Genomic DNA, 23,256 nt, shown 5'->3' on the forward strand with positions numbered 1-23,256 from the left:
GGGGCGCAGAGGTTTGCTAAGTTTTATTCGCTTTGGAGGTGAGATTCATGCAGCACTTGCGTCAATTATTAGAGATAGAAAACTCGGAGTTAGCCCGGTTACTGCGATTTAGTTTGTATGGACTAGAGGCTAGTTTAAATCAGGCTCGCGCAGAATTACCACTAGATCCAGGAGCCAAAGTATGCGATGATCTGCTGCAAGAACTTCATAACCTGTTGCAACCTGCACCCCCACACCAAAATACTGGTTGGGAAGATGGGCCAGATGATTTAAAACTAAGTCACCTCCGAGAAGTTTTCGATTCTGACTCAGAACTTAGTTATTATTTGGGTAATTCCCAACTGCAAAGCCAAACAGACTCAGATTTGTGGAATGAGATTCAACGCAAACTGCTACGAGTTCCAGAGGATTTAGCTGCATCTTGGCAACAGCGTACCTTAGATTTAGCTCAAGAAGTTGGTGCGATCGCAGATAATTCTAATCTCTATCAGCTTCCCTTTATCCGCGATGAAATCATCTACCCTGGACTTAGTGGTACTGTTCAAACTCAGGGATTGAGCTTGTATCAACAAGCACTTTCAAATTCTCAAATTCCCCAAGGTAATGCATCCGATTTACCAGCGGCATTCCTATTTTTATATATGAATTTTATCGAAATAGACCCAGATTTACATCATGCTTTAAAGAGTGTTTTTAGCTTTGATGTTATCTCTTTACACTCCAAACCAGAACAGCGCGATCAATACATTGAGGCTTTAAGCGATCGCTTCCAACGCACCCAAAAAGCTGAAGAAAACGCTGATCCCCTGTCAATTCTCCGTACCTGGATTGACATGGACGAAGCTATACATTCCTTAGTATTCGTACCACCGGCTGAACGCTATTCTTGGTGGGGAAAGCTACAACATGAATCACGGCGTATCCTGAAAAAAGTCGCTGATGAAGCGATTAATGCAGGTAATGAAGTGCGAATTCGCCAATTATCGGGACTTTATGCAGATATCTGTGCTTTATCTAAGGATGACTTACAACTAGACTGTGGTGGTATTCCTGGCGAAGTCTTAACTTGTCTTCGGGTATATGCGCGAATTAATCAAGAAGAATCTCCAGGGCGTGTAATATTTCGCTCATCACGCTAGTTGATGGCAAGTTTTCTAATTCTTGAGATTACGAGGCAAGGCAGACAATTTTACTAATCCCCGCCTTGCCTCATAATCTAATGAAGGTAAAAACGTTTAAATTTAGAGAATGCCCCAGAAGTGTAAAATTCCTTGACCAGAAAACACTTCAAGCGCAACAGCAGATAAAAAACCAATCATTGCAAAACGACCATTCCAGTTTTCGCTCTGAGGAGTGAAGCCCCAGCGCAAAGCATTAGGATCTTCTGGAACCAAAGCCGTAGTCTTCTTAACGTCTGCCATAAATAATACTCCGAGCTTTTATGTTGTAACAGGTATAACTGCCTGTAAAGTAATGTAACAGACTTTTACGAAAATGCAACATGAAATCAAGGCAAAATTTAGTTAGTGAGTATATACAAAAACTGACTATGGCGGCAAGCTACGCGCCAAACAGCTAGGTACGATAATTTTTGGAGAGTTGTTGCAATTTTTACGAGCTTTGCCTGTATTTGCTAACCTAGTCCAAAGCCATCACATATTTTGTTACTTCCCAAGGTTCAGCAATGTCAGTAAAACAATTATCTCTATTTGATCAGCAACCAGAAGATTCAAATAAATTTTTTGCTCGTAAAAGACCCTGGTCAGCAGCCAAACATCGGATAATGCTGAAATATATACAGGCTCATTGCTATAATTTGGGCGGTAGCAAATCTTATCAATCTATGTATATTAACTATGTTGATGGTTTTGCAGGAGCAGGCAAATATGATGAAGGGATTGGTATTGAAAACTTTGTAGATCAATCGAAGTTTTGGCAGAGATACAAAACCGAATTTTTGGATACTGACGGTTCACCTTTGATAGCTCTTAAATGTGCTAAAATATTTAGTCTTGAACAACGTGTTACCTTAAGATGTTTTTTTACCGAGGAAAAGAAAGACCTTAATCAACAACTCAAAAGCAACTGTAACTTAATAGGTGAAGGATTGTCCTATAAAGTTTATGAACCTCAAAGATTTGATAAAGCATTCACTCAAATAATGGATGAATTGGACAAATACCCAACGTTATTTTTTCTGGATGCGTTTGGAGTTAAGGGAGTAACTTTTGAGCAAATATGTTCTATTGCCAATTACGTTAGTAAATATAAAGGAGAATTATTTTTACTATTTCATAACCGCGCAGTCGCTCGTCATGCAGGTTTATATAAAACAAGCTATAAAAATTCTCAAGACCAGAAAACTGCCGAAACATACACACAAAATCTAACTAACTTATTAGGACATAGTTCTGATTTAGACTGGAAACCCAAGTGGCTAGAATGCCAAGATCAAGAAGAAAAACAAAAATTTGAAAGGTGGGCGCTTGAATATTTTAAGTCTAGGCTTCAAAAAGAAAGTAGCTTTAAAGGAGTGGCTAGTTTTGAAATTAAGGAAACATACAATGATTCTAGACCTCAGTACAATATTGTAGTTGGTAGCAATCATCCGCAGAAAGCTTTTGGCGAGTTTTTAAACGAATTTTTTTGTAAAGAAAACAAGTTGCTTTTCTTTGAAGATGACAAAACTGGAAAAAATCATAAATTTCTGACTCAATCATGGGATCGTCAAAATGATGAGCGAATTGAAACAATTAGACCTGAAATTATTGAGATTTTACGAAAAAATAATCAAGATTGGATAACTTTAAAAGACGTAATAAGTCTTATTATTCTTGAAATTGGCAACCTAGGTTATTTAAGTAGACCTAAGTATAGAGAAATTTTACTGGATTTTCATAAAAAAAATATTATAGAAGCCAAAGAATTAGGCGCAAGAGGTAATTTAACTTTGGATAATTACGTCAGAGCAGTACAATAATACTAATATAGTGAACCTAGTTTCAGTTGGGGAGTAAAATTCTATGTCAGTATCTTCAACAATAGAATGGACAGAAGCTACATGGAATCCTACCACTGGCTGTCATAAAATTAGTCCTGGTTGTAAAAATTGTTATGCAGAACGTTTTGCAGAACGGTGGCGAGGTGTTGCCGGTCATCCCTACGAACAAGGTTTTGATGTAAAAACTTGGCATGAAAGACTGAAAATGCCTCTTTCATGGAAGAAACCTCGCCTAATTTTTGTTAATTCCATGAGTGATTTATTCCTTGATGATATTTCAGAAGAATTTATCAAAGATGTATTTAATGTGATGGAAAAAGCTAGTTGGCATCAGTTTCAAGTATTAACTAAACGTCCACAAAGGATGCTTGAAATAGCTAACGGCATAAAGGAATGGCCTCCTAACGTTTGGGCTGGAGTAAGTATTGAATCTCAAGCTTGGGTCTGGAGAAGTGAAATTTTAAAAGAGATTCCTGCAAAAATTAGGTTTTTATCTTGTGAGCCTCTTTTAGGTTCTTTAAAACTTTCTTTAGATGAGCTACATTGGATTATTGTTGGTGGAGAATCTGGTGTAGGTGCTCGTCCTATGAACATTGAATGGGTAAGAGATATTAGAGAGCAGTGTATACAAGCTAATGTGCCATTTTTCTTTAAACAATGGGGAGGCGTTCAAAAGAAAAAATATGGTAGAGAAATTGATGGAAGAACTTGGGATGGTTTTCCAGAAACTATAGCTGATCAAAACGCTAAACAAGTATCAGTTGTAAAATAGTTTGAATATATCCTTAAATGATTATCAAAAGCCCTCTCCGTTATCCTGGTGGTAAGTCTAGAGGAATAAATCAAATAGTTGAATATTTACCAGAGAGCTTTTCAGAATTTCGAGAGCCTTTTGTCGGTGGTGGTTCTGTATTCATTTATTTAAGACAAAAATTTCCTGATCTCAAGATTTGGATTAATGATTTAAACCGTGAACTCTTCTTATTTTGGAAGTTTGCTCAATCCGATCTAGCTAAGTTAGTTAAAGAAATTCGCCACATGAAAGTAAAGTATACAGATGGCAAATTATTGTTTTCAGAATTTGCTAAGGTAGATGTCAATAATTTATCTGATTTAGAAAGAGCAGTTCGTTTTTTCGTACTCAATAGAATTACTTTTTCTGGAACTGTAGAATCAGGTGGCTTTTCCCAAGAAGCTTTCCATAAAAGATTTACTGATTCTTCAATAGAACGACTAGAAAAGTTAGAAGATATTTTATCAGAAAATGTCCAAATTACTAATTTAGATTACAGTCACCTATTAAAACCAGAAGGGGAAAATGCATTTTTATTTTTAGATCCACCATATTTTAGTGCTACGAAATCAAAATTATATGGCAAAGATGGTGACTTGCACACCTCTTTTGAGCATCAGAGGTTTGCTGAAATTTTGCAACAATGTCATCATCGCTGGCTAATTACCTATGACGACTCACGGCAAATTCGAGAAAATTTTCAATGGGCTAATATCTCAGCATGGGAATTGCAGTATGGGATGAATAACTATAAGCAGAGTGGTGCAGCTAAGGGAAAAGAGCTATTCATTACTAATTACGAAGTTAAACTTTATTTGGAGAAAAAAGCAAAAAATCAGAAGCTTGTTAATCCAGCTTTGCAATTAAGCCTTGAGATTTAAACCTAACTTTGATAGCTTCCAATTTTCCAGTAGGATAACTCCCATAGCTGTCAATATAGCTACAACATACAAACCTTATCTATGATAACTTCCCCAATCCCTGCTCAAGAATCCTCTGTTAGCTGGTATCTCCTGCTGCAACAATTAATAGATGGCCAATCCTTATCCCGTACTCAATCTGCTGAATTGATGCAAGGATGGCTCAGTGAAGCGGTTCCCCCAGAGTTATCAGGGGCTATTTTAACAGCGCTGAACTTTAGAGGCATTTCTGCCGACGAGTTGACTGGTATGGCTGAAGTATTACAATCTCAATGTTCCCCACTCAGCGCTCATAAATCAGCACTTACCACTGTAATTGATACCTGTGGCACTGGTGGAGATGGTTCATCAACCTTTAATATTTCCACAGCGGTTGCTTTTGTTGCGGCAGCATCTGGTATACCTGTCGCCAAACACGGCAATCGTTCAGCTTCAAGTCTCACAGGAAGTGCAGACGTATTGGAAGCCTTGGGTGTAAACTTGAGTGCCTCTAGTGAAAAAGTGCAAGCAGCACTACAAGAAGTGGGGATCACTTTCTTGTTTGCCCCTGGTTGGCATCCAGCACTCAAAGCGGTTGCTCAATTGCGGCGGACTTTGAAAGTGCGAACAATTTTTAATTTGCTCGGGCCGTTAGTAAATCCCTTACGTCCAACTGGGCAGGTAGTGGGCTTATTCACTCCCAAACTTTTGGCAACTGTTGCCGAAGCTTTACAGAATTTGGGTAAGGAAAAGGCGATTGTGCTGCATGGGCGAGAAAAACTCGATGAGGCTGGGTTAGGAGATGAAACTGACTTAGCGGTTTTATCAGATGGAGAAGTGCAGTTAACTACTATTAACCCCCTAAATTTGGATTTAACACCTGCTACCATAGGTATGCTTCGGGGTGGCGATGTCCAAGAGAATGCGGTGATTCTCAAGGCAGTACTCCAAGGTAAGGGAACTCAGGCACAACAGGACGCAGTTGCCTTAAATGCTTCGTTGGCGCTGCAAGTAGGGGGAGCGATCGCCTTCCTAGATCACGCCCAAGGGATTAAAATCGCTAAGGATATCCTACAAAGTGGGGCTGCTTGGACGAAGTTGGAGCAGTTAGTGGAGTTTCTGGGGAATTGATTTGCGATCGCAATTGCGGACGAAATTCTACCACATTACGTTTGATGGTGACATCGTAGTTGCCAAAAAAGTCATGTCCTAGAAGTCCAGTTTCTAGTTCCGCACCTGCGATCGCTACTGGTATTTTATTCACTATTACCCCGCCAACTGCCATCGAATTAACATAGCCCACAGGAAATTCTACAGCTCTGGAACTCGCGGTGTTTGCCTTAGCTTTCCCCACTGTCACAATTCCCAAAGCATTAGCCATCTCTTGGGTGATCACAGTACCACTCGCTCCAGTATCCACAATCATCTCAAATTGTTGCTGGCCATTGAAGGTAACTTCCACAATTGGCGTGCCACCAATCCGCCTTTTAATCGGGGCTGTAAATACTGCTTCATCTGGAATTACCACTGCTGATGGGGGCAAACCTGGCTCTGGTGATAACGGTTTTGTTTCTTGTGGAGGTGATAGAGGTAAGGTGAACTTTGGTGTGGTTTCTCTCTGAGGAACAACAACTACTATTTTCTGAGGTTCCCTAACTACAACAGGGCGAGGAGTAGCTTGTTGCTGGGCATATTTAACTTGACGCCGATATTCAGTGATTTTGGTTTGAGCGATCGCAAATTCTGGGCTTTGTCGCCGCACTCTTTGCATCAGCGCGATCGCATTTTGGTACTGACTCGCCACCAATTTCCAATCATCTGGAGATTGAGCCGATTGGCTGATACTCCAAGCGCCAACGGCTTTGTCTCGCCCCATCTCAAAAAGACTTGGTTCACTTTCAGACGGATCTAGCGCCTGGGCTTCTGGAGTAGCTGCTGGTGTTACTGGTTCAACAGTAGGCTGTACTGGTGCCACATCCCCAATTGGCATGGGTTGCTCGTTGCCACCGGTCGCAGTATTCTGTTTGTCTTCACTACAGGCCACACACAAAACCGCTAGAGCGCTTGATACAAAAATTAGGGTTGCACGGGATAAAAAAGACTGAAGCATAATTAATTTTAACTGCCCAAGCTTTGCCAAATCCACTCCCGCTACTTTAATTCCCTTTTAATTTTAATTAACTATCGTAAAAACTCCCAATTGCTCAACTCATGGGATAATTAACAATCGCAGTATTGGGAGAATAAGGAATGGGGAAAAGTTTTCCAATGCCCCATACCCAATCCCCCATGCCCATTACCCCTTATCCCCAGAGGGGGCCCCACAATCCCCAATCTATCACCTATGCCCCTGACTGACTCAATACCAGCTTTACTTGTCCTAGCAGATGGAACCACTTATCGCGGTTGGTCTTTTGGTGCGACGGGAACCGCGATCGGAGAAGTGGTGTTCAACACTGGCATGACAGGCTATCAAGAAGTCTTGACTGACCCTAGTTATCGCGGTCAGATAGTCATTTTTACCTATCCTGAATTGGGAAATACTGGCGTCAATCCTGAAGATGAAGAATCAGATGGCCCCCAAGTGCAGGGTGCGATCGCGCGCAATATTTGTCACCGTCCAAGTAACTGGCGATCGACACAATCTTTACCTGACTACCTCAAACAAAACCAACTACCAGGGATCTACGGCATCGATACCCGCGCCCTCACCCGTAAAATTCGGATGTTCGGAGCCATGAACGGTGGCATTTCTACAACCATTCTCGATGAAGCGGAATTGCTAGAGCAGGTACTAGCGGCTCCCAATATGGCAGGATTGAATCTGGTTCGTGAAGTCACCACTCCAACAGCTTATGAATGGTCTGATCCCACAATTCCAGCTTGGGAATTCAACTCTGAGGCTGCGGAAAATCTTGGGGGAGCCTTTACCGTTGTTGCCCTTGACTTTGGCGTTAAACGTAATATCTTGCGTCGCTTAGTAAGTTATGGTTGCCGGGTAATTGTTGTACCCGCTGATACACCACCAGAGGAAATCCTCAACTACAATCCAGATGGTGTATTTCTTTCTAATGGGCCTGGCGACCCTGCTGCCGTCACTGAAGGGATTGCAACTGCCAAAGCACTCCTGTTAAGTCAAAAACCCATCTTTGGTATTTGTATGGGACACCAAATTTTAGGTCATGCACTAGGGGCAAAAACCTATAAACTCAAATTTGGTCATCGTGGTTTGAATCAACCTGCCGGCTTACAACAGCAGGTAGAAATTACCAGTCAAAACCATAGTTTTGCGATTGACCCAGATTCTTTACCTACGGCAGTTGTGGAAATCAGCCACCTAAACTTAAACGATCGCACCATTGCCGGGGTACGTCACAAATCTCTACCTGTATTCTCCGTACAGTATCACCCAGAAGCTAGTCCTGGCCCCCACGATGCTGATTACTTGTTTGAGCAATTTGTTCAAGCCATGCGAACAGCACGTCAACCCCTCCGGGAAATTCAAAATTAAAAATGACGCTTGCGGACTTGCTCTAAGCGTTCGCGGTAGCGTCTCGTAGAGAAGCCATGCCGTTCGCGCAGCGTCTCGTAGAGAAGGCTTTACGCTGCGCTAACAAAATTAAAAATGAAAGATTGATTTTTGAACTATGCATTTTTAATTTGGAATTGGCGCGAAAAGCAAGAGTCAAGTTGTCGTATCTGGGATTAAATAAAAATAGCAAAATGCAAATGGGGGATTGGGGACTAGGCACTAGCGAAAAGTTTTCCAATCCCCAGTACCCAATACCAATCCCCTATTCCAGCAGATTGTAGACAACTTGCTCAAAAACCATCTATACTTGAGCGTTCACTTTAACTCATGAGGAGGGAATTATTGCTGAGCCACTGAATCTAACCGTTAGCCTGAGGGGCACTCGTGAAGTCCGGGATAACTGTCAGCTATTCCGCCTCACAGGTTTGTTAGATGCCTTTTCTGAGCCGACATTTCGCAAGGTACTTGGCAGCAAGATTGACGAGGTTGGAGTCCCTAAGCACATTATTTTGGATCTCTCACAAATCGACTTTATTGATAGCTCTGGCTTGGGTGCTCTGGTGCAGCTAGCCAAGCAGGCTCAAACTGCTGAGGGCACTTTGCAAATTGTCACGAATGCCCGCGTAACTCAAACGGTCAAGCTTGTTCGCCTAGAGAAGTTTCTCTCCTTGCAAAAATCAGTTGAAGACGCTCTAGAAAACGTCAAGTAGTCTTGATTGCCCGACCTGAGAGTTCAATTTAGCTATCCAGATTCAACATCGGATAGCTTAATTTTTAAAACTTCTGGCAGAAAACCTCTCTCCTTGTGGGAGAGGAACAAAGCCAGTTGAGCTATTATGTTTAAGGTTGAGCAATAATTAAAGATATAGACACCCAGTTATTGGGTATGTAATCGCTGGCGAAAATATCGGATAAACCATCAAGTCTGAGAAATTTGTAAGAAATACAAAGCCAGCAGATTTGTCTATAGTTAAACTTGACTTGATACTGTATAGTTAAAAATTGTCGCTTACTAAGTAAGTATGGGAATGCGATCGAATAAAAAGGTGAATTTGATTGTCCAAATTTTACCCTATTTTAGATACATACCACAAGAAGTAGGCGAAATTTGGTTTATAGGCGTTGACATCAGGGTGATTTAAAATGTCAACTCTCAATCAAAAAGATGAAATTAGGAAGTAATTTTGATAGTATTGATTATGCTAAGTATACTATTATGGCATACTTCATAAAAATCAGTCTTTGCGAAGAATGCCTGCCAAATGTAGTCCGTCAAGGAATGATTTATTTGTGAAGTCACAGGAGGAAGAGCTATTAGATGGACAAGATGAAACTCGCAAACAGAGTTTATCTTGGAATCAAGCACTCTTGGCAACCACAGCGCCATTCCAACAGATTTCCCTCTCACAAGTGCAAAAAATATCTCCTAGTGCTTTAGCATATTTGGGGGATGCAATTTATGAGTTGTATGTTAGAATTTTCTATCTGATGCCATTGCAGCGGTCAGGAATTTACCATCGTCTGGTAGTGGAGCAGGTAAGAGCGGAAACACAAGCGCTACATTTGCGATCGCTGATTCCTCATCTCAGGGATACCGAATTAGAAATTGTCCGACGGGGTAGAAACGCCGCTACAGGACGCCCTAAGCGACTTAATCCCGAAATTTATCAACAGGCAACCAGTCTAGAAACATTAATTGGCTACTTATATCTCACCGATTACCAGCGTCTAACCGAACTGTTGCAAATACTTCATATAGAAAAAGAGTGAAAACTCAATTTCACAGTAGCCACAACACTAGATTAGGTTCAAAAAATTGAGGTAATCGGGACGATCAACCATACGCTATATCCATAACTCAAATGCAGAATAAACCAAGAAAAATCAGGACTTCTAGCGAACCAAATCGTGGACAACCCGTAAAAATTAAAGGTAAGCGTGTTGCTAATCCGACTCGCAATCCCAGAAAAGTAGATAGCAACCCCATTTCTGTTGCTAATCCGACTCGTAATCCCAGGAAAATAGATAGCAACCCCATTTCTGTTGCTAATCCGACTCGTAATCCCAGGAAAATAGATAGCAACCCCATTTCTGTTGCTAATCCGACTCGCAATCCCAGGAAAATAGATAGCAACCCCATTTCTGTTGCTAATCCGACTCGCAATCCCAGGAAAATAGATAGCAACCCCATTTCTGTTGCTAATCCGACTCGCAATCCCAGGAAAATAGATAGCAACCCCAGTTATGGCAACTCCCGACAACGAAATAGCAGCTTCTCCCAGCCATCTGTATCTACAGAACCGATAGAAGAGGATAGCGATCTCATCTACGGTCGTCATCCAGTATTGAGTGCGTTGCAAAATCAGCGTAATCTCAACCGTCTCTGGATTACTACCCGTCTCCGCTACGATCCCAGCTTTCACCATTTTCTCTTGCAAGCAAAGGAAAATGGCACAGTTATTGATGAGGTTGAACCCAAGCGCTTAGACTATCTCACCAATGGGGCTAATCACCAAGGTGTGGCGGCACAAATTGCTCCCTACGCTTACATCGAATTGCCCGATTTAATTGAGCAATGCAAATCTGTAACCGATGCCGTAATTGTCGTGGCTGACGGAATTACTGATCCCCACAATTTGGGAGCAATTATTCGTACCGCCGAAGCAATCGGCGCTCAAGGCTTGGTGATTCCCCAAAGAAGGGCATCTGGGATCACTTCCACTGTCATGAAAGTGGCAGCAGGCGCTTTAGAAAATTTTGCTGTAGCTAGAGTTGTTAACCTCAGTCGCTCGTTAGAAGAATTAAAAGAGGCTGGCTTTTGGATTTACGGTACTGCTGCAAGTGGCAGCGAACCTGTGCATACAGTCAATTTCACTGGCCCAATCGTTTTGGTAATCGGCTCAGAAGGTGAAGGTCTGGGGATGTTAACTCAACGCTCCTGTGATTTTTTAGTATCGATTCCTCTACAGGGTAAGACTCCCAGCCTGAATGCTTCTGTAGCAGCGGGTATGGCGCTTTATGAGATTTATCGCCAGCGATCGCTAAATACGCTGCACTTAGATAAATTACAAAAAATCTCTTTGAAAAAATAACGGTAACAGAGTATAAAGAAATGTAAAAGATAATAAAGCACAATATCGTTTAATACCCTGTAGACGTTTATAAATCGGCGAAAACCATGAAAACCATTTGGCATAACCTCAAGGAAGTGTTAATTAACACATTCGACTACATCGGCTTGGCTTGGTGGGTAGAGATTGTGACGCAGAATCCCCGTTGCACGTACTACTTCGGGCCATTTCTAAGTTCTTCTGATGCCAGATTGTCAAGCATTGGATATATAGAAGATTTGGAGATCGAAGGAGCGCAGGGAATTTCTGTGGATGTCAAGCGCTGCAAACCTAATACCTTAACAATTGCTGAAGACTTGGGGGAAAGATTTGACCGCAAAGTACAGCCTGCCTTTGGCGGTCAAATTTAAGTTAGGCCAGAGAGTGAAAAGGATGCTCTGATGCAAAGACGCAAAGACACGGAGACACAGAAAATTTTTTTACCGGGTTATTGCGTCTTTTTCACTGATCATGTCAGCACATCTTCCCTCTCCATTTCTTCTTCGTCAATAGTCAAAATTTTTTAACCATTAGACTATTGACTACTAATTACCTGTGGATGTTCTTCCAGCCAATGATCAATGTCATTTAGCATCTGCTGGGGAACTTCCCACGGGAAAAGATGAGCGGTGTTGGGATAGCACTGCCACTGAGAATTGTTGAGGTGTTGAGCAGTTTGTAAGCTGGAATCAGATGTGATGTGGCGGTCTTGTTCACCAGCAAGTACTAAACTAGGACATTGTATTTGTTGCAAGTCTAGAAGCCGATTGTATCCCGATTGAATTGCACTATAGAGGGCGCGAGTAGCAGCAGGAGAGGTTTGCAAATAAGCTGGTACTGCTTCCTTGGCGATGTAATTGTAAGTGATAGATGTATGTTGTTGGATTAGGTAGCGGAAAAGCGATCGCTTACCAAAAGTTTCAATATTCCATTGCCAACTCGGTTTTATATAGTTCAGTAAGGCAGTAACACCAGTATATAAATTATCCTGCCAAGTGATCGGAGGATGACTGCCACAAGGTTTTGCAGCTGTCGCCACCAAAATCAGCCCAGTAATGCGCTCTGGCAAACGTAATGCCAGTTCCATTGCCAAAATTCCCCCAAGTGACCATCCCAATACTAGGCACTTTTCAATCTCCAAGCGGTCTAACAGCGCTTCTAAATCAGTCAAATGGTCATTCATGTCAAAATTGCCGTTGTAGCGACTTTTGCCGTATCCGCGTAAATCAGGGGCAAAAGTTTTGTAGCGTTTTGATAAATGATTGGTAAAGACAGAAAGACTACGACCAGTACCAGGATGACCATGTAAGCCCAAAATTGGGAATCCTTGACCTTGGGTGTATACATTAAGACGTGTAGCAGTAGTAAGATTATGGCGATCGCTCATTACTAGTCGTTCTCCTCTCAACCGAACAAATGTTCTAAAATACGTTGATTTTCAATTCTCAACCATCTAATTTCCGATCTGATTTCTCTGAGTACGGAGCTAATCTGAAAGGAGCTAAACTGAAGGGTTCTAACCTAGAAGGAGCTAAATTGAAGGGCGCCAACATAGAGGAAGCTATCAAATAATTACATCTGCATTATTTGTAAATAGTTTCAACTAAGTACAGTTTTGCATAAGCTTGTAGATAATTTACATAACATTATTACTCTAAATTAATGCAAAACTGTGCGTTAGAAAATTTAGTTAGATATAGCTGTTTAGCTGATAAAGTGACCTTCACATTTGCCACCAAATACTGAAAGTTGAGCCAACTTTATGCTAAAAGAATATGTGCTATAATAATTAACCGCCAGTCCCGACTGCATCGATCGCGGCCTCCAGTGCGATCGCCACATGAGTCCAATGAGTTCCCCCCTGACAATAAACTACATACGGCTCACGTAAAGGCCCATCTGCTGACAATTCCAAAGTACTTCCTTCAATAAATGTCCCCCCAGCCATCACCACCTGGCTCTCGTACCCCGGCATGTCATCTGGAACAGGGTCTAAGTAGGAACCGATCGGAGAATGCTGTTGTATGGCTTTACAGAAAGCAATTAGCTTTTGGGCAGAACCGAGTTTAATTGCCTGAATTACATCCCCACGGGGAGCTAGGGGAGCGGGATTCACCGGATAACCGAGTTTATCAAATACATAACCAGTAAGATAAGTCCCTTTCATCGCCTCTCCTACCATCTGGGGCGCCAGAAATAAGCCTTGGAACAGGAGACGATTTTGGTCAAAAGTAGCACCGCCATAGCTACCGATACCGGGAGCAGTAAGGCGACAGGCCGATGCTTCCACTAAGTCGGCGCGACCGGCGACATAACCACCAGCGCTGACAATAGTACCACCAGGATTTTTAATCAATGACCCAGCGATTAAATCAGCACCTACGGCTGTAGGTTCTCTAGTTTCAATAAATTCGCCATAGCAGTTATCCACAAAGCAAACGGTGTTCGGGTTTTGCTGTTTGACTAAGTGAACGATTTTTTCAATATCAGCAATTGATAAACTAGGACGCCAAGAATAGCCACAAGAGCGCTGAATTAACACTAAACGAGTTTTGTCATCCACTGCATGGCTTAAAGCTTGCCAATCCACTGTTCCTTCTGAGGTTAGCTCTAGCTGGCGGTAATTTATGCCAAAATCGATCAGGGAACCTTGACCTTGACCCCGTAAACCAATGACTTCTTCAAGCGTATCGTAGGGAGAACCGACCACTGCTAACATTTCATCTCCAGGACGGAGAACACCAAACAAAGCACAGGCGATCGCATGAGTTCCCGAAACGAACTGCACCCGCACGGCCGCAGCTTCAGCAGCCATAACTTCGGCAAAAACTTTATCTAAAGTTTCTCGTCCTAAATCATCGTGACCATAGCCACTTACACCAGCAAAGTGGTGTGCGCCCACACGGTGATTACGAAAAGCATCCAGCACTCGTTTTAGATTATGCTTGACCTGAGTGTCAATTCCAGAAAAAATTTCTAATAGTGCCTGTTCTGCTTGCCGCAGCTGTTCTAAGCTGTTCATCAGTTCCTCGTTCAAAAAAAAAATTAAATTATAGATATGCGGATTTTTAGATCGCACAGACTAGGCTAGAAAATTCAAATTCAGGTTACTGCATGACAATTGCTACTTCAACCAAACCTCAAATTAACTGGGTTAATACCCTGTTTTTCATTGGACTGCACATCGGCGCTTTATTTGCCTTTGTTCCTGGTAACTTTAGCTGGACGGCAGTTGGTGTGGGTTTCTTGCTGTACTGGGTAACAGGTGGTTTAGGAGTTACTCTCGGATTTCACCGCCTTGTCACCCACCGCAGTTTTCAAACTCCTAAGTGGCTAGAGTATCTCTTGGTTTTCTTCGGCACACTCTCGTGTCAAGGAGGCCCAATTGAGTGGATCGGGACACATCGCATTCATCATTTAAACTCTGATACTGACGCTGATCCCCATGATTCTAATAAGGGCTTCTGGTGGAGCCACATGGATTGGCTGATTCACTACTGTCCCGCTCACGCTGATGTTCCTCGTTTCACCAAAGACATTGCCGAAGACCCAGTTTATCAGTTTTTAGAAAAATATTTCATTTTGATCCAGGTTGCTCTAGGTGTATTGCTTTTGCTTCTGGGTGGCTGGTCATTCGTTGTCTGGGGAATTTTTGTTCGCATTGTCTGGGTTTATCACTGCACTTGGTTGGTGAACAGCGCCACTCATAAATTTGGCTATCGTAGCTATGATTCTGGCGATCGCTCAACTAATTGCTGGTGGGTAGCCGTACTAGTTTTCGGTGAAGGCTGGCACAATAACCATCATGCTTTTCAATACTCAGCTCGTCATGGGCTGGAATGGTGGGAAATCGATTTAACCTGGATGACAGTTCAATTGCTACAAGCAGTTGGTCTGGCGACTAATGTGAAGTTGGCCCCAACAAAAACTAGTTAGCGGTTAGGAATTAGGAGTTAGGATGTGTAACATTTTTAATTCATCACTTCTAACTCCTGACTTTTCAAAAAGTTATTTACGGGTGCGCTTGTGTCGGTTAGATTGCTATAATCCGAAGCGCTAATATGAAGAAATTTTGCGGCAAGCCACTTTTTTGGTGACTTGGTGGGGGAGTTTGTTGTTTTTTAGGTGTCCATGACTACATCAATAATTAATAGCCAGAAACTAAGTGACGAGCCTAGTAATTCCGACTTCCGGCTCAAAGATATTGTCAAAACCCTGCCACGCGAATGTTTTCAGCAGAACCGTCGCAAAGCTTGGACACAAGTCCTGCTGAGTGTCTTGGCAGTCGCCTTGGGCTATTACAGCCTGATTATCACTCCTTGGTTTCTCTTGCCCCTAGCTTGGATTTTTACGGGCACTGCTTTAACAGGTTTTTTTGTAATTGCTCATGATTGTGGTCACAGGTCTTTTGCCAAACGTCGTTGGGTAAATGATTTGGTAGGGCATTTCTTCATGATGCCGTTAATTTACCCTTTTCATAGTTGGCGGATTAAGCATAATTATCACCATACTCATACCAACAAGCTGGATGAGGACAACGCTTGGCATCCAATCAGACCAGAAGTGTTTGAAAATTGGGATAAAACCCGACAGTCTGCTTTTGAACTGTTCATGCGTAAACGCTTTTGGTGGGTAGGTTCTATTGGACATTGGGCTGTGGTGCATTTTGATTGGCGGAACTTCAAAACTAAAGACCAATCGAGTATCAAGCTGTCTGTGGCTGTAGTAGTTGTGTTTGCTGCGATCGCTTTCCCGCTTCTCATCGCCACAACTGGTATCTGGGGATTTGTCAAGTTTTGGCTAGTGCCCTGGATGATTTACCATTTTTGGATGAGTACTTTTACTATTGTTCACCACACTGCCGCAGATGTTCCTTTTACGACAGCCAACAAGTGGAACGAAGCTCTAGCACAGCTATTTGGCACTATTCATTGCGATTATCCGCGCTGGGTAGAAGTATTGTGCCACGATATCAATGTTCATGTCCCTCATCATATTTCCACTGCTATTCCTTCTTATAATTTGCGGCTAGCTTACAGCAGCATCAAAGACAATTGGGAGCCTTATCTACATGATGAGTGTCAGTTTTCCTGGCCTTTAATGAAGCAGATTACAGACCAATGTCAACTGTATACAACTGATATTGGCTATAAGACTTTCAACGAACATTATACAGAGCGATAAATAACGCTGTGACTACACTCACGCTCTTGAACCAACGAGAGCGTTTATCATGCTGTGTTTGAATAGAATCTGGCAATTTTTTACTGACTAAAATTGTAATGCAAATTGCCAGAAATTATCCTCTTTTGTGTTAGCGATCGCTAGTTTCGTGGGCATCCTAGAGGTGAGATGATTTTATCTCAAATAAAGTTCCGATTTATATCTAACAAAAGAATCCAGTGCAATCAAATATCATCACGTTCGACAATCCTCCTGGCTGTGAAATGTCTGAGGATTTCACTAAATTGCCTTTCAGTCTTCAGGATTTAAAAGCTGCAATCCCTGCTGAATGCTTTCAGCCCAATGTGACAAAATCACTTTTTTACTTTTTTCGTGACATCCTGATTATCGGTCTGCTTTATGCAGTTGCTTCTTACCTGGATTCTTGGCTTTTCTTCCCGATTTTCTGGCTAATGCAAGGAACGATGTTTTGGGCTTTGTTTGTAGTAGGACATGACTGCGGACACCAATCTTTTTCTAAGCATAAATGGCTCAATGATCTGATTGGACATCTTTCTCACACACCAATACTTGTTCCTTATCATGGTTGGCGAATCAGCCACAGAACCCATCACAAAAATACTGGTAATATCGATAACGATGAAAGCTGGTATCCTGTGACAGAATCACAATATAAGGAGATGCCTTTAGCCCAAAAGATAGGCCGATATTATGTTTTTCTCTTGGCTTATCCTGTGTATCTGTTTAAGCGTTCTCCTAATAAGGAAGGCTCCCACTTTTTGCCCAGCAGTTCGCTTTTCAAGCCGTCGGAAAAATGGGATGTCCTCACTAGTACTATACTTTTGATTGGGATGGTAGGTTTGCTTGGTTTCCTCACCTATCAATGGGGTTGGATATGGTTGCTGAAATATTATGCTGTGCCTTACCTTGTGTTCATCATTTGGCTAGATTTGGTGACATTCTTGCACCACACTGAGGCAGAGCTTCCCTGGTATCGTGGAGAAGATTGGACTTTCCTGAAAGGTGCAATTTCTAGTATTGACCGTGATTATGGTTTGGTTAATCATATCCATCACGATATTGGTACTCATGTTGCTCACCATATATTCCTTAACATCCCTCACTACAATTTGCTAAAGGCAACTGAGGCAATAAAACCAGTGATGGGTGACTATTTCCACAAATCGGAAGAACCTATTTGGAAGTCATTATGGCATTCATGTGTCAGCTGCCATTTTGTACCTGATACTGGTAGTAAGGTTTACTACACATCCAACAACAAGTTAGCTAAAGACTAGAGCCAATTTCAAAGTCCCTCTCCCAAGCTTAGGAGAGGGATTTTGATTTATGCAAGAAATCTAATGACTACAAGCTGCCTTGCTTTTGATGTTGTTCACCATGATGGTTACAGCCACCCTAATGATTATGGTGATGATGACTATGCTCTTTAGCGTGGGAGCAGCTTTGCAAATCTTGCTTCATCAGGTTTTCGCTAATTTCCTGCAAAGACTCATCTACAGGCTTTAAGCCAATCCAAGCATCAATCTTTTCTACATCGAATCCTACCTCGCGGCGATTGCCTATTTCTAACAAAGGACGGCGAATCAATAGTGGCTCTTTCAGCATCAGCGTCAAAGCGGTTTCTGCATCAATTTTTTCAGGAACCACCTCACCAGATTTTACCTTTGGAGAGGAACGATTAAACCATTCGGCTACGGGGCGATCGCCAAAAAATGAACGCAACCGCTCAACTGTCCAAGGTTCTGTTAGCAGGTTGTATGGTATCACCTCATGACCGGCAGCTGTGAGCAAAACTTTTTGCTTAGTACCACCTTGACAGCCTGGTTTGCTATAGAAAATTACCCTTGCCATTTAACTATCTCCTAATTACTCAATTGTTTGTAGTTGGCGCTTTGAATGCTAAACCACCAATTACGAACCGATGAAATTAATCCTGACGATTCCTAATTAAAAATTCCTAGCCTGATGAGTAACTGAGTCAAACTCAAATCTCTCATTCGGATCGGTTTCGCCGTAAACATTAAAAGTCACTGTTGGTTCATCACCCACTGCTTCTACACAGTGAATTGCATCGGGAGTAAAGCTAATAATGTCCCCTGGAAATAGAGTTAGCTCTCCCGTCGGTTCAATTTTGTCTTGAAATTCTGGGTTATGGGTGCGTTGCCAAAAAGTATTTTTTTCCTGACCTTTTAACACCGCGACTATTCCCCATGTCCCATGATTATGAATGTTTGATCGGGTTCCCGGTGCAAATGTTACTGTTTGCACAGTTAACGGAAAACCCAATTCATCGTATAGGAGTAAAACAGAGGTTCCCGTTTTGGGTGAAGGCTCTAAATGTTGACTTCTCACCCAGTAGGAATTTACTATTAAACGCCTTACAAGCATCCGAATTTCTGGCAGACGACTGGCTTGATCCTCCACATTATTGAGAACATCTTCTATCTCAGTTAAAAACCGATAAAGACGATAATTCTCCCTCAATAAATCCCATGCTCTCACAGATTTACAGGCTTGATGCTGACCATCCCCCGTTAGCAGCCAATCCTTACCTTTCATAACTTTTAAATTGATAAGGGAGAAGATTGGATGATAATGATCGGAGAGACATTAGGAATATTGTTCGCAGGAAGTTTAGTAGGTATGGTAATAGCAGGAATGATAGAGTTACTATTACTAGCTGCTCCCAAAAGAGAGTAAGAGGAATATGATGTAGAGAACCAGTTGTTCATGATTGTTTACCAAAAGGGCATTGGGTATTGGATATTGGGCATTGGAAATGGGTTATTCTCCTTGTCTCCCACCCCTGCGGGAAACTAAAGCTACATCTCCCCACTTCTTACTCCCCTGCTCTCCCCACTCTTTCACACATAGTCTTGTAGAGAAGCGCATTGACTAATTAATCATCTTCTTCTGCTGGACGTGTCAAAATATCCAGGAGAATTCCCGCTCCAAAATCATTCTTGTCGTCTATCTCTTTGACTTTGGTGCTGATTTCTTTTGCTTCCTCGATTGCTCCTAACTTTGCTAGCACTAATCCAGAAGCAGCATAAGCATTTAAGTACAATCGAATTTGTGGGTCTTCTTTGCGATTGACTAATATAGGCTTAAGTTGCTCCCAGTCATCAGGGAGTTTTTCTATTTCTTTAATTTTATCTAATAATTTGACTGTTGTTTGTAGTGCAAGAGAATAATTATTTTTATAATAGAAAAATCTATATGCTGCTACCAAGACATCTGTATTTTCACCAGTTTTAGCTAAAGCTTGTTGAATATATTTTTCGGATTCTGATGTATTCTCCCAGTTCTGTGCAGCTAAAACTAATAAATTTTTGATGTCTTCTGGAACCTGGAACCATGAGAATTTGTTTGCATCAAGTTGCATAATAACTTTATTGGGGATGAGGGGGATGAGGGGGATGATATCATGTCCGCTTAATAACTTACGATAGTCGTTGCGAGTGCAACGAAGTGGAACGTTCGCAATGACAACTAATCAGCCGGACATGATATGAGGGGGATGAGGAAGACAAAGAGAAGTTTTTTCTAATGCCCAATGCCCCATACCCCATGCCGAATTTAAAACAAAGTAAGAACGTACACTAAGGTGAATAAAACAATCCAAATAATGTCTACGAAGTGCCAGTAAATTTCTGCCATTTCGATGAAAGTATGATTGGTTGCAGAATATTCACCGGGAAGACGCGATCGCCACAATACACGTAATATCAATAACAGTCCGATAAAAACGTGCAAACCGTGGAACCCAGTCATGATATAAAAGCAGTTGGCGAAGACGTTGGTAGTCAGTCCGTATCCTAATGTTGAGTACTCATAAACCTGACCACCCAAGAAAATTGCCCCCATGAGTGCAGTAATTGCATACCATAGTTGCATTCCCTTGACGTTATTCTTTTTAATCGCTGTATCACCGAAGTGAATAACGAAACTACTGGACACCAAAATAATGGTGTTAATTGTCGGCACAAGTAGTTCTACTTCACTTCCTTCTGGAGGCCAAACGGCTGTAGTACCCCGGAAAAACAAATAAGTGGCAAAAAATCCTCCAAACATCAGGGATTCAGAGGCGAGGAATGTCAAAAGTCCCCAAACTCTTAAATCTGGATGTTCTTCGTGTCCTGCACTGTGATCTTCGCTTGTTGTTGTAGCTATAGTCATAGATTTTTGACAATATTATCCGCTGCGTCTGTTGTGGAAGCTTGAATGAAGAATGAAGTCTGAAGCGGCAAAATTTTCATTCTTCATCCAAAGTCCTTATTTAACCCAACTCTTCACTTGTTCAGGAATTCTCAAAATTCCGAGTTTCGAGTTCTAAGCTCGGAGTTTTCAGTTCTAAGCTCGGAGTTTCGAGTTCCAAGCTCGGAGTTTCGAGTTCCAAGCTCAGAGTTTCGAGTTCCAAGCTCGGAGTTCCGAGTTCCAAGCTCGGAGTTTCCAGTTCTAAGCTCGGAGTTTCGAGTTCCAAGCTCAAGTTCCGAGTTCACAAGCTCAAGTTCCGAGTTCACAAGCTTAAGTTCCGAGTTCCAAACTCGGCGTTCCGAGTTTTCAAATTAAATGACTAGAAATTACAGTTACCTTGACTCTAATACGGTTCGGTTAACTTGTTTATTGAGCGAAGATCCCCCCAACCCCCCTTAAAAAGGGGGGCTATTTTCCTCCTTTACCCCCTTTTTAAGGGGGTCGCCACAGGCGGGGGGATCTTATCCGAACGGTATTGAGTGGTACTAACTCTACTAGGTTTTGAAGTTTTATTTGATAGGTTCGTAGTTGGCACTTTAGCGCTAAAGCGCCAACTACGAACAATCTCTACTTCTCAATTATTTCTTGACAGACTACTAACTAAGCACTAGCTTCCGGCGTTGCAGATGGCTGTATTTCAGTACTATGCCCATGACCGTAGTCATAAGGCCCATGAGTAACAACCGGCAACACTTCCCAGTTTTCAATTGCGGGTGGTGAGCTAGTTGTCCATTCTAAAGTCAAAGCTTGCCAAGGATTATCACCTGCCAAAGGCCCCTTCAACCAACTGTAGATCATGTTGATGGTAAAGGGAATTACCGATATCGCCAAGACAAATGAACCAAAGGTACAAATTTGATTCAGGTCGATGAATTGGGGGTCATACATTGCCACTCGTCGCGGCATTCCTTTCAAACCCAACTCGTGCATGGGTAGAAAGGTAAGATTAGTGCCGATGAAGGTGAGGGCAAAGTGAATGCGTCCCAAGTTTTCATTCAGCATTCGTCCGGTCATCTTGGGGAACCAGTGATAAATGCCGGCGTAGATGCCAAACACGGAACCGCCAAACAGCACGTAGTGGAAATGTCCTACAACATAATATGTGTCGTGGACGTGAACATCAAAGGGGGCTGTTCCCATCGTCACACCGCTTAAACCGCCCATGACAAACATGGACAACAAGCCAATGGCGAAAAGCATCGCACCAGTAAAGCGGATTTTACCACCCCAGAGGGTAGCAACCCAGGCAAATATCTTTACACCAGTGGGAACTGCAACTATGAGGGTAGAGATAGTGAAGAACATCCGCATCCAACCTGGTGTACCACTGGTAAACATGTGGTGTACCCAGACGAACAAACCGACAACGCAGATGGCTACACTCGAATAAGCGATCGCTTTATAACCAAAGATTGGCTTGCGGGAGTGAACTGGAATTACCTCCGACATGATGCCGAAGATGGGCAGAATCATTAAATATACTGCCGGGTGAGAATAAAACCAGAATAAGTGTTGATAAATTACAACGTTACCACCTGCATCTGGTTTAAAGAAGGAGGTGCCAAAGTTGAGGTCAAACAACAGCAGAATTAAACCGGCTGCTAATACTGGTGTGGAGAAAAGCGCCAGCAGGGAGGTTGCCAAGATTGCCCAGCAAAACAGGGGTACTTGATCCCATTTCATGCTAGGAACTTTCATCATCAAAATGGTGATCACAAAGTTCAGCGAACCCAAAATTGAGGAAGTTCCTACTAAGACGATCGCTAATATCCACATAGTTTGAGCGATTGGTGCTGTCACCAAACTCAAGGGTGGGTAAGCTGTCCAACCAGATTGGGAACCGCCAAAAATGAAACTACCTAATATCAGCGCACCTGCTGGTGGATTTAACCAAAAGGCGATCGCATTCAGCTTCGGGAAAGCCATATCCCTAGCACCAACCATCAACGGCACTAAATAGTTACCAAATCCCCCAATGGCGCTAGGGACAATCCACAGGAAGATCATAATCGTCCCGTGATTGGTCATGAAAGCGTTATACAGATTGGGGTCAAGGAAGTCTGCATCTGGTGTTGCTAATTCGACACGGAGAGCAACAGCCATCAGTCCGCCGATCAGATAGAATACAAACGCCGTCACGAGGTATTGAATGCCAATAACCTTGTGGTCAACATTAAATGTAAAATAGTCCTGCCATTTCCACGCCTGCGGATGGGAGGTGTGTCCAGCCACCAGAGTTTTCGGTTTATTTTCTTCTGGTGGAGTATTCCGGGGAAATTCTACCTGCGTCATATTTTTGTCCTACCCTACGGGAAGCTGCCTGTGGGCGTCTATGTCCTTTGTCATTTCTCATTTGTCGTTTGTCATTTGTCCTTTATCATTTGTCAGTTATATAATGTCGCCCATAGTAAAAGCACCCCAGCTTTTGCTCCCCTCTCGAAGAGCGGGGAGGGGTTGGG

General features: G+C 42.4%; 24 protein-coding genes. 14 read left to right on the forward strand and 10 right to left on the reverse strand.

Features of this window, described 5'->3' with window-relative positions:
- The first annotated feature begins 47 nt into the window (after positions 1-47).
- A complete protein-coding gene (locus tag V7K62_RS05540; RefSeq protein ID WP_334862496.1) occupies positions 48-1,139 on the forward strand; it encodes a hypothetical protein in 1,092 nt (363 codons plus the stop codon).
- 102 nt (positions 1,140-1,241) lie between these two features.
- On the opposite strand, the gene V7K62_RS05545 is transcribed toward V7K62_RS05540, so the two are convergent.
- Positions 1,242-1,421 (reverse strand): high light inducible protein, encoded by a 180-nt coding sequence (locus tag V7K62_RS05545; protein ID WP_334862498.1) that lies wholly within the window; start codon positions 1,419-1,421, stop codon positions 1,242-1,244.
- A gap of 263 nt (positions 1,422-1,684) precedes the next feature.
- On the opposite strand from V7K62_RS05545, the gene tcmP reads away from it, so the two are divergent.
- The 4 genes from tcmP (at position 1,685) to trpD (ending at position 5,824) form a co-directional block, all read left to right on the forward strand.
- Positions 1,685-2,980 carry a three-Cys-motif partner protein TcmP gene (tcmP, locus tag V7K62_RS05550; RefSeq protein WP_334862500.1) on the forward strand — a complete coding sequence of 432 codons (1,296 nt, stop codon included), beginning with the start codon at positions 1,685-1,687 and terminating at the stop codon, positions 2,978-2,980.
- Positions 2,981-3,023: 43 nt separating this feature from the next.
- Positions 3,024-3,773, forward strand: coding sequence for a DUF5131 family protein (locus V7K62_RS05555; protein ID WP_334862502.1), 750 nt, complete (start codon positions 3,024-3,026; stop codon positions 3,771-3,773).
- Positions 3,774-3,793: 20 nt separating this feature from the next.
- The gene (locus tag V7K62_RS05560; protein ID WP_334862650.1) at positions 3,794-4,675 is read left to right on the forward strand and encodes a DNA adenine methylase; all 882 of its coding nucleotides are present in this window, start codon (positions 3,794-3,796) and stop codon (positions 4,673-4,675) included.
- Positions 4,676-4,756: 81 nt separating this feature from the next.
- Complete coding sequence (gene trpD / locus V7K62_RS05565; RefSeq protein ID WP_334862504.1) at positions 4,757-5,824, forward strand: anthranilate phosphoribosyltransferase; 1,068 nt, start codon at positions 4,757-4,759, stop codon at positions 5,822-5,824.
- Here the strand turns inward: trpD and V7K62_RS05570 are convergent.
- Entirely contained in the window at positions 5,754-6,803 is a 1,050-nt protein-coding gene (locus tag V7K62_RS05570) for a retropepsin-like aspartic protease family protein (RefSeq protein ID WP_334862506.1), read from the reverse strand. The genes trpD and V7K62_RS05570 overlap by 71 nt on opposite strands.
- A gap of 234 nt (positions 6,804-7,037) precedes the next feature.
- Here V7K62_RS05570 and carA point away from each other — a divergent pair, with 234 nt between their 5' ends.
- The 5 genes from carA (at position 7,038) to V7K62_RS05595 (ending at position 11,706) form a co-directional block, all read left to right on the forward strand.
- The gene (gene carA, locus V7K62_RS05575; protein WP_334862508.1) at positions 7,038-8,204 is read left to right on the forward strand and encodes a glutamine-hydrolyzing carbamoyl-phosphate synthase small subunit; all 1,167 of its coding nucleotides are present in this window, start codon (positions 7,038-7,040) and stop codon (positions 8,202-8,204) included.
- A 359-nt stretch (positions 8,205-8,563) separates the two neighbouring features.
- Positions 8,564-8,935 (forward strand): STAS domain-containing protein, encoded by a 372-nt coding sequence (locus V7K62_RS05580; RefSeq protein ID WP_334862652.1) that lies wholly within the window; start codon positions 8,564-8,566, stop codon positions 8,933-8,935.
- A gap of 580 nt (positions 8,936-9,515) precedes the next feature.
- Positions 9,516-9,995, forward strand: coding sequence for a Mini-ribonuclease 3 (locus V7K62_RS05585; protein WP_334862510.1), 480 nt, complete (start codon positions 9,516-9,518; stop codon positions 9,993-9,995).
- A gap of 92 nt (positions 9,996-10,087) precedes the next feature.
- Entirely contained in the window at positions 10,088-11,317 is a 1,230-nt protein-coding gene (gene rlmB, locus V7K62_RS05590; RefSeq protein ID WP_334862512.1) for a 23S rRNA (guanosine(2251)-2'-O)-methyltransferase RlmB, read from the forward strand.
- An 86-nt stretch (positions 11,318-11,403) separates the two neighbouring features.
- Positions 11,404-11,706 (forward strand): DUF1816 domain-containing protein, encoded by a 303-nt coding sequence (locus V7K62_RS05595; protein WP_334862514.1) that lies wholly within the window; start codon positions 11,404-11,406, stop codon positions 11,704-11,706.
- A gap of 164 nt (positions 11,707-11,870) precedes the next feature.
- Here V7K62_RS05595 and V7K62_RS05600 read toward each other — a convergent pair whose 3' ends face one another.
- Positions 11,871-12,722, reverse strand: coding sequence for an alpha/beta fold hydrolase (locus tag V7K62_RS05600; RefSeq protein ID WP_334862516.1), 852 nt, complete (start codon positions 12,720-12,722; stop codon positions 11,871-11,873).
- Positions 12,723-12,766: 44 nt separating this feature from the next.
- Between V7K62_RS05600 and V7K62_RS31475 the strand changes: the two genes are divergently transcribed.
- Entirely contained in the window at positions 12,767-12,907 is a 141-nt protein-coding gene (locus V7K62_RS31475; RefSeq protein WP_442937226.1) for a pentapeptide repeat-containing protein, read from the forward strand.
- 217 nt (positions 12,908-13,124) lie between these two features.
- Here V7K62_RS31475 and V7K62_RS05605 read toward each other — a convergent pair whose 3' ends face one another.
- Positions 13,125-14,357, reverse strand: coding sequence for a methionine gamma-lyase family protein (locus V7K62_RS05605; protein WP_334862518.1), 1,233 nt, complete (start codon positions 14,355-14,357; stop codon positions 13,125-13,127).
- 92 nt (positions 14,358-14,449) lie between these two features.
- On the opposite strand from V7K62_RS05605, the gene V7K62_RS05610 reads away from it, so the two are divergent.
- The 3 genes from V7K62_RS05610 (at position 14,450) to V7K62_RS05620 (ending at position 17,817) form a co-directional block, all read left to right on the forward strand.
- A complete protein-coding gene (locus V7K62_RS05610) occupies positions 14,450-15,271 on the forward strand; it encodes an acyl-CoA desaturase (RefSeq protein WP_334862520.1) in 822 nt (273 codons plus the stop codon).
- Between the two features lie 195 nt (positions 15,272-15,466).
- On the forward strand, positions 15,467-16,519 hold the full coding sequence (locus tag V7K62_RS05615; RefSeq protein ID WP_334862522.1) for a fatty acid desaturase: 1,053 nt from the start codon (positions 15,467-15,469) through the stop codon (positions 16,517-16,519).
- Between the two features lie 218 nt (positions 16,520-16,737).
- Positions 16,738-17,817, forward strand: a complete 1,080-nt coding sequence (locus V7K62_RS05620; RefSeq protein ID WP_334862524.1) for a fatty acid desaturase — start codon at positions 16,738-16,740, stop codon at positions 17,815-17,817.
- A gap of 118 nt (positions 17,818-17,935) precedes the next feature.
- On the opposite strand, the gene V7K62_RS05625 is transcribed toward V7K62_RS05620, so the two are convergent.
- The 6 genes from V7K62_RS05625 to ctaD all read right to left on the reverse strand — a co-directional run bounded on the left by V7K62_RS05625 (position 17,936) and on the right by ctaD (position 23,089).
- Complete coding sequence (locus tag V7K62_RS05625) at positions 17,936-18,391, reverse strand: ArsC/Spx/MgsR family protein (RefSeq protein ID WP_334862525.1); 456 nt, start codon at positions 18,389-18,391, stop codon at positions 17,936-17,938.
- Positions 18,392-18,487: 96 nt separating this feature from the next.
- On the reverse strand, positions 18,488-19,099 hold the full coding sequence (locus V7K62_RS05630; protein ID WP_334862526.1) for a cupin: 612 nt from the start codon (positions 19,097-19,099) through the stop codon (positions 18,488-18,490).
- A gap of 340 nt (positions 19,100-19,439) precedes the next feature.
- A complete protein-coding gene (locus V7K62_RS05635; protein ID WP_334862528.1) occupies positions 19,440-19,925 on the reverse strand; it encodes a hypothetical protein in 486 nt (161 codons plus the stop codon).
- Positions 19,926-20,119: 194 nt separating this feature from the next.
- A complete protein-coding gene (locus tag V7K62_RS05640; RefSeq protein WP_334862530.1) occupies positions 20,120-20,719 on the reverse strand; it encodes a cytochrome c oxidase subunit 3 in 600 nt (199 codons plus the stop codon).
- A 121-nt stretch (positions 20,720-20,840) separates the two neighbouring features.
- Positions 20,841-21,023 (reverse strand): hypothetical protein, encoded by a 183-nt coding sequence (locus V7K62_RS05645; protein WP_334862532.1) that lies wholly within the window; start codon positions 21,021-21,023, stop codon positions 20,841-20,843.
- A 374-nt stretch (positions 21,024-21,397) separates the two neighbouring features.
- Entirely contained in the window at positions 21,398-23,089 is a 1,692-nt protein-coding gene (gene ctaD, locus V7K62_RS05650) for a cytochrome c oxidase subunit I (protein WP_334862534.1), read from the reverse strand.
- Positions 23,090-23,256: the final 167 nt, after the last annotated feature.

Source organism: Nostoc sp., assembly GCF_036917935.1.
Lineage (GTDB): Bacteria > Cyanobacteriota > Cyanobacteriia > Cyanobacteriales > Nostocaceae > Nostoc.

What these genes read in the sequence shown, in the direction of transcription:
- V7K62_RS05540 (WP_334862496.1), top strand. Translation starts at nt 48, where the DNA reads ATGCAGCACTTGCGTCAATTATTAGAGATAGAAAACTCGGAGTTAGCC.
- V7K62_RS05545 (WP_334862498.1), bottom strand. Translation starts at nt 1,421, where the DNA reads ATGGCAGACGTTAAGAAGACTACGGCTTTGGTTCCAGAAGATCCTAAT.
- tcmP (WP_334862500.1), top strand. Translation starts at nt 1,685, where the DNA reads ATGTCAGTAAAACAATTATCTCTATTTGATCAGCAACCAGAAGATTCA.
- V7K62_RS05555 (WP_334862502.1), top strand. Translation starts at nt 3,024, where the DNA reads ATGTCAGTATCTTCAACAATAGAATGGACAGAAGCTACATGGAATCCT.
- trpD (WP_334862504.1), top strand. Translation starts at nt 4,757, where the DNA reads ATGATAACTTCCCCAATCCCTGCTCAAGAATCCTCTGTTAGCTGGTAT.
- V7K62_RS05570 (WP_334862506.1), bottom strand. Translation starts at nt 6,803, where the DNA reads ATGCTTCAGTCTTTTTTATCCCGTGCAACCCTAATTTTTGTATCAAGC.
- carA (WP_334862508.1), top strand. Translation starts at nt 7,038, where the DNA reads ATGCCCCTGACTGACTCAATACCAGCTTTACTTGTCCTAGCAGATGGA.
- rlmB (WP_334862512.1), top strand. Translation starts at nt 10,088, where the DNA reads ATGCAGAATAAACCAAGAAAAATCAGGACTTCTAGCGAACCAAATCGT.
- V7K62_RS05595 (WP_334862514.1), top strand. Translation starts at nt 11,404, where the DNA reads ATGAAAACCATTTGGCATAACCTCAAGGAAGTGTTAATTAACACATTC.
- V7K62_RS05600 (WP_334862516.1), bottom strand. Translation starts at nt 12,722, where the DNA reads ATGAGCGATCGCCATAATCTTACTACTGCTACACGTCTTAATGTATAC.
- V7K62_RS05605 (WP_334862518.1), bottom strand. Translation starts at nt 14,357, where the DNA reads ATGAACAGCTTAGAACAGCTGCGGCAAGCAGAACAGGCACTATTAGAA.
- V7K62_RS05610 (WP_334862520.1), top strand. Translation starts at nt 14,450, where the DNA reads ATGACAATTGCTACTTCAACCAAACCTCAAATTAACTGGGTTAATACC.
- V7K62_RS05615 (WP_334862522.1), top strand. Translation starts at nt 15,467, where the DNA reads ATGACTACATCAATAATTAATAGCCAGAAACTAAGTGACGAGCCTAGT.
- V7K62_RS05625 (WP_334862525.1), bottom strand. Translation starts at nt 18,391, where the DNA reads ATGGCAAGGGTAATTTTCTATAGCAAACCAGGCTGTCAAGGTGGTACT.
- V7K62_RS05630 (WP_334862526.1), bottom strand. Translation starts at nt 19,099, where the DNA reads ATGAAAGGTAAGGATTGGCTGCTAACGGGGGATGGTCAGCATCAAGCC.
- V7K62_RS05635 (WP_334862528.1), bottom strand. Translation starts at nt 19,925, where the DNA reads ATGCAACTTGATGCAAACAAATTCTCATGGTTCCAGGTTCCAGAAGAC.
- V7K62_RS05640 (WP_334862530.1), bottom strand. Translation starts at nt 20,719, where the DNA reads ATGACTATAGCTACAACAACAAGCGAAGATCACAGTGCAGGACACGAA.
- ctaD (WP_334862534.1), bottom strand. Translation starts at nt 23,089, where the DNA reads ATGACGCAGGTAGAATTTCCCCGGAATACTCCACCAGAAGAAAATAAA.